This window comes from Pseudomonas sp. NDM (assembly GCF_003105095.1).
Classification (GTDB): domain Bacteria; phylum Pseudomonadota; class Gammaproteobacteria; order Pseudomonadales; family Pseudomonadaceae; genus Aquipseudomonas; species Aquipseudomonas moraviensis_A.
Genome location: NZ_QETJ01000242.1, coordinates 1 through 5,263 on the forward strand (window position 1 = coordinate 1; position 5,263 = coordinate 5,263).

6 protein-coding genes are annotated in these 5,263 nt (G+C 60.0%); 3 read left to right on the plus strand and 3 right to left on the minus strand.

Going from position 1 to position 5,263, the window contains the following annotated elements; translation table 11 throughout:
- Positions 1 to 69: 69 nt before the first annotated feature.
- Entirely contained in the window at positions 70 to 525 is a 456-nt protein-coding gene (gene dut / locus DCO47_RS25545) for a dUTP diphosphatase (protein ID WP_042608119.1), read from the minus strand.
- Between the two features lie 5 nt (positions 526 to 530).
- On the minus strand, positions 531 to 1,739 hold the full coding sequence (coaBC, locus tag DCO47_RS25550; RefSeq protein ID WP_042608120.1) for a bifunctional phosphopantothenoylcysteine decarboxylase/phosphopantothenate--cysteine ligase CoaBC: 1,209 nt from the start codon (positions 1,737 to 1,739) through the stop codon (positions 531 to 533).
- Positions 1,740 to 1,872: 133 nt separating this feature from the next.
- Between coaBC and radC the strand changes: the two genes are divergently transcribed.
- Entirely contained in the window at positions 1,873 to 2,547 is a 675-nt protein-coding gene (gene radC / locus DCO47_RS25555) for a DNA repair protein RadC (RefSeq protein ID WP_042608121.1), read from the plus strand.
- Between the two features lie 148 nt (positions 2,548 to 2,695).
- Here radC and DCO47_RS25560 read toward each other — a convergent pair whose 3' ends face one another.
- Positions 2,696 to 4,282, minus strand: a complete 1,587-nt coding sequence (locus DCO47_RS25560; protein WP_116659198.1) for an ABC transporter substrate-binding protein — start codon at positions 4,280 to 4,282, stop codon at positions 2,696 to 2,698.
- 446 nt (positions 4,283 to 4,728) lie between these two features.
- On the opposite strand from DCO47_RS25560, the gene rpmB reads away from it, so the two are divergent.
- On the plus strand, positions 4,729 to 4,962 hold the full coding sequence (gene rpmB, locus DCO47_RS25565) for a 50S ribosomal protein L28 (RefSeq protein WP_007920377.1): 234 nt from the start codon (positions 4,729 to 4,731) through the stop codon (positions 4,960 to 4,962).
- 11 nt (positions 4,963 to 4,973) lie between these two features.
- Positions 4,974 to 5,129 (plus strand): 50S ribosomal protein L33, encoded by a 156-nt coding sequence (rpmG, locus tag DCO47_RS25570; protein WP_016772554.1) that lies wholly within the window; start codon positions 4,974 to 4,976, stop codon positions 5,127 to 5,129.
- The last annotated feature ends 134 nt before the right edge of the window (positions 5,130 to 5,263 follow it).

Sequence of the window (5,263 nt, forward strand, 5' to 3'; positions counted from 1 at the left end):
CCACAAGATTTTGGGTCTGCTGCGCAGCCCAGCGGGAGCAAGCTCCCTCGCCACAATAGTGTCTTTGCGCTATTTGGTGCCGGTATGCCCGAAGCCGCCGGTGCCGCGTTCGGTTTCGACGAATTCCTCGACCATTTCGAAATGCGCCTGTACCACCGGTACCAGCACCAGTTGCGCCAGACGTTCGCCGACAGGCATGGTGAAGTCGCTCTGGCCGCGGTTCCAGCAGGAGACCATCAGCGGACCCTGATAATCGGAGTCGATCAGGCCGACCAGGTTGCCGAGAACGATGCCGTGTTTGTGGCCCATGCCCGAGCGCGGCAGGATCAGTGCCGCGAGGTTCGGGTCGCCGATGTACACCGACAGGCCGGTGGGGATCAGCACGGTTTCACCCGGTTTGATCACGATGTTCTGTTCCAGCATGGCGCGCAGGTCGAGGCCGGCGGAGCCCGGAGTGGCGTATTGCGGCAGCGGGAACTCGGTACCGATGCGTGGATCGAGGATCTTGGCTTGCAAAGCGTGCATGTAAATTAAACCTGGTTCAGACGTTCGGCGATAAAAGTGACCAGTTGGCGAGCGATCTTGCTCTTGCTGGTCTGGGCGAAAACCGTGGCGTGCAGCTCACGGTCGATGACGCTGCAGGCGTTTTCTTCGCTGTTGAAACCGATGCTCGGGTTGGCGACGTCGTTGGCGACGATCAGATCGAGATTCTTGTCCTTCAGCTTGCGTGCAGCGTAGTCGAGCAGGTGTTCGGTTTCGGCGGCGAAGCCGACACTGAACGGGCGGTCGGTGCGGGTCGCGATGGTGGCAAGGATGTCCGGGTTGCGCACCATTTGCAGGACGAAGCCGTCACCGCTCGCAGGATCTTTCTTGAGTTTATGCGGCGCGACGACTTCAGGGCGGTAGTCCGCCACCGCTGCCGACGAGATGAACACGTCGCAAGGCATGGCCGATTCGCAGGCGGTGAGCATGTCGCGGGCGCTGACCACATCGATACGGGTGACGCGATCCGGCGTCGGCAGGTGTACCGGGCCGCTGATCAAGGTGACGCGGGCGCCGGCTTCCACGGCCGCTTCGGCGAGGGCAAAACCCATTTTGCCGGAGCTGTGGTTGGTGATGTAGCGCACCGGGTCGATGTTTTCCTGGGTCGGGCCGGCAGTGATCACCACATGCTTGCCGGTCAGGGCCAGGCGCTGGAAGCAGTCGGCGGCAAGCAGCGCCAGATCGGTGGCCTCCATCATGCGGCCCATGCCGACGTCGCCGCAGGCCTGACTGCCCGAGGCCGGGCCGAAAGTCTTCAGCCCACGGCTTTCCAGCAGTTGCAGGTTGGCCTGGGTCGCCGGGTCGCGCCACATTGCCTGATTCATCGCAGGCGCGACGGCCACTACGGCGTCGGTGGCCAGCACCAGTGTGGTCAGCAGATCGTTGGCAATGCCTTGGGCCAGACGGGCGATCAGGTCGGCGGTGGCCGGCGCGATGAGTACCAGATCGGCCCATTTCGCCAGCTCGATATGGCCCATGGCGGCTTCGGCGGCGGGGTCGAGCAAGTCGAGGTGAACCGGGTGGCCGGACAGGGCCTGCATGGTCAGCGGGGTAATGAATTCGGCGCCGCCGTGGGTCATGACCACGCGCACTTCGGCACCCTGGTCGATCAGGCGGCGAACCAGATCGGCGCTCTTGTAGGCCGCAATGCCGCCGCCGACGCCCAGAACGATGCGTTTCCGATACAGCCGCTGCATAGGTCTGCCTTTCATTTCGTTGATGACTGCGGCGCGATGCCCCTCCCCAGGGTTGAATCGACCGCCAAAAAGATGGGCTACGATATCACAGCGACCGCTACGGAACAGCGGCGCCCACAGACAAGGAGGTGCTATGAGTATTCGCGATTGGCCGGCGGCGGAACGCCCGCGGGAAAGGTTGTTGGAGCATGGAGCGGGGAGTCTGTCGGACGCTGAGTTACTGGCGATTTTTCTGCGCACCGGACTGCCTGGGAAAAGCGCTGTGGACCTCGCCAGACATCTGCTGACGCAATTCGGCGGCCTGCGTTTGCTGCTCGAGGCCGATCAGGACGCATTCAGCAAACAAATGGGCCTCGGCCCGGCCAAGTTCGCCCAGTTGCAAGCTGCGCAAGAAATGAGCAAGCGCCATCTGGCCGAGCGTTCACGGCAGAAACCGGCGCTGGAAAACCCTCAGGTCGTCCGCGACTACCTCAAGGCCATGCTGCGCCATGAACCGCACGAGGTGTTCGGCTGCCTGTTTCTTGATTCAAAACATCAGGTGCTGAATTTCGAGGCGCTGTTTCGCGGCTCGATCGACAACACCAGTGTGCATCCCCGGGAGGTGGTGAAACGCGCGCTGGCCAACAACGCGGCGGCGGTGATCCTGTGTCACAACCATCCGTCCGGCAACACCGACCCGAGCCAGGCGGATCGGCTGCTGACCAAGCGCTTGCAGAAGACCCTGGAGTTGATTGACGTGCGGGTGCTCGATCACTTCATCGTCGGTGACGGCGAGCCGTTGTCGATGGCGGAGTGTGGCTGGATGTAGTTCTCGGCGCCAATTCTGGACCTTGTGGGAGCGAGCCTGCTCGCGAAGGCGTTGTATCAGTCGGCATCATTGTTTGCTGACAGACCGCTTTCGCGAGCAGGCTCGCTCCCACAGATTGTTTCCATCCACAGGTTTTGTATCAGGCAGGTTATTTGAGGTTGACCTTGGAATAGTCCTGCCGGCCGAACGGGCTGACGGAATAACCCTGAACGTCCTTGCGGGTCAGCGCGTAGGCGGTCGGGTGCGCCAGTGGCAGCCACAACGCCTGCTGCTGGATCTGCGCCTGTGCCTGTTCATACAGCTTGGTGCGTACGCCTTGTTCGCTGGTGGTCTTGCCGGCGCTGATCAGCTTGTCCAGATCGGCGTTGCAGTACCGCGCAAAGTTGGTGCCGGACTTCACTGCTGCGCAGGAAAACTGCGGGGTGAGGAAGTTGTCCGGGTCGCCGTTATCGCCGGCCCAGCCCATGAACAACAGGTCATGTTCGCCGGCCTTGGCGCGGCGAATCAGTTCGCCCCATTCGATCACCCGGATCTCCGCCTGAATGCCGATCTCGGCCAGGTCCGATTGCAGCATCTGCGCGCCGAGGCTCGGGTTGGGGTTGAGCAGGCTGCCCGATGGGCGCGTCCAGATCGTGGTCTGGAAGCCATCCTTCAATCCGGCCTTGGCCAGCAGCGCCTTGGCTTTGGCCACGTCGTGCGGATAGCCCGGCAGGTTCTTCGCATAGCTCCAGGTGTTCGGCGGGTAGGGGCCGTTGGCCGCCTCGGCGGTGTCTTCGAACACGGCTTTGATGTAGCTCGCCTTGTCGAAAGCGAGGTTGATCGCCTGGCGCACTTCCGGCTTGTCCAGTGGCGGATGCTGGCTGTTGATGCCCACGAAGGCGGTCATGAATGCGTCAGTCTTTTCGACTTTCAGTGTTGGTTCTTTCAGCGCGGCCTGTACGTCCAATGGTTTCGGTGACAGGGCGATCTGGCATTCATTGCGCCGCAGCTTTTGCAGGCGCACGTTGGCATCCGGCGTGATGGCGAAGATCAGCGGGTCGACGGCAGGCTTGCCACGGAAGTAATCCGGATTGGCCTTGTAGCGGATCGCCGCGTCTTTCTGGAAGCGATTGAACACAAACGGGCCAGTGCCGATCGGTTGGCTGTTGAGTTTCTCGGTCGCGCCAGCCTTCATCAGCTTGTCGGCATATTCGGCTGAATAGATCGAGGCGAAACCCATGCTCAGGGTGGCGAGGAAGGTCGAATCCGGATGATCAAGAGTGAATCGCACGGTGAGCGGGTCGAGGGCATCGATCTTCTTGATCAGAGTCGGCAGTTGCATCGACTGCGCATGGGGGAAGCCGCTTTGGGCGACTTTGTGCCACGGGTTGGCCGGGTCGAGCATGCGGTCGAAGCTGAACTTGACGTCTTCGGCACTCATCTCGCGGCTGGGCTTGAAGTAATCGGTTGTATGAAATTTCACCTGCGGGTGCAGCTTGAATACATACGTCAGGCCATCAGTGCTGACTTCCCAGCTGTCGGCCAGGCTCGGGATGACCTTGCCACTGGCGGTGTCGAAATCCACCAGACGGTTCATCAGTACGTCAGCCGAAGCGTTGGTGGTGGTCAGCGAGTTGTACTGCACCACGTCGAACCCTTCAGGGCTGGCCTCGGTACAGACGCTCAACGCGGCGGCCTGGGCGAGGGGGCTCAGCAGGAACGGGGCGAGCAACAGGGGTAGGGCAGCGAGGCGCATGGTCGGTTTCCTTTACAGATCGAAGGCCCATCTGCAAGTGCAGTCTGGAAAAGTCCTACCCTAGAGCTCTGAATTGCAAATGACTATCCCCTTTTTGCATTTTCAGGCGCAGTCTTGTGCGGTTTCGGGCACCGCCAGGGAGATGAAAAGTCTGAATCGCCTGTAGGGCCGGAATTCTGCGACGAGTGGTCAAAACTCGTCGCGGCCTTTATTCAAGGCACCTGAGGCGGAAAAAATCGCCCCTTTTCCGATTGATTGCACACCGATTGTTGTTGCACCCCGGTCTTTCTGGTATAAAGCAGCGCTCTTTTCTAGGGGCCCGGTTCCTTCACTGTAGGTGTAGCCGGTAAGACCTCTAAAGAAACGCGGCGCCTGGCGCCAAATGACTGAGAGATTAAGCGGCCAACCCATGCCGGGTTGGGCATGTGGTTTTAGAGGGCTGAGGCATGTCGAGAGTATGTCAAGTTACCGGTAAGGGTCCGGTGACTGGGAATAACATTTCCCACGCAAACAACAAAACCCGTCGTCGTTTCCTGCCGAACCTGCAGCATCACCGCTTCTGGGTTGAAGAAGAGAAACGTTTTGTGCGTCTGCGCGTATCTGCCAAAGGCATGCGTATCATCGACAAGCGTGGCATCACTGTCGTGCTCGCCGAACTTCGCCGCGATGGCAAGATTTAAGGGAGCTAATCATGCGTGAATTGATTCGTTTGATCTCGAGCGCCGGTACTGGTCACTTCTACACTACCGACAAGAACAAGCGTACTACCCCGGACAAAATCGAGATCAAGAAATATGATCCGGTTGTTCGCAAGCACGTGATGTACAAGGAAGGCAAAATCAAGTAATTGATTTTTCCTGACTTACGAAAAAGGCCCGTATCTCACGATACGGGCCTTTTTTGTTGCCTCGGATTTGGCGGTGTCTGGTGGGGCCTCATCGCGAGCAGGCTCACTCCTGCCAGTGGAATGAGGTCGTGTGG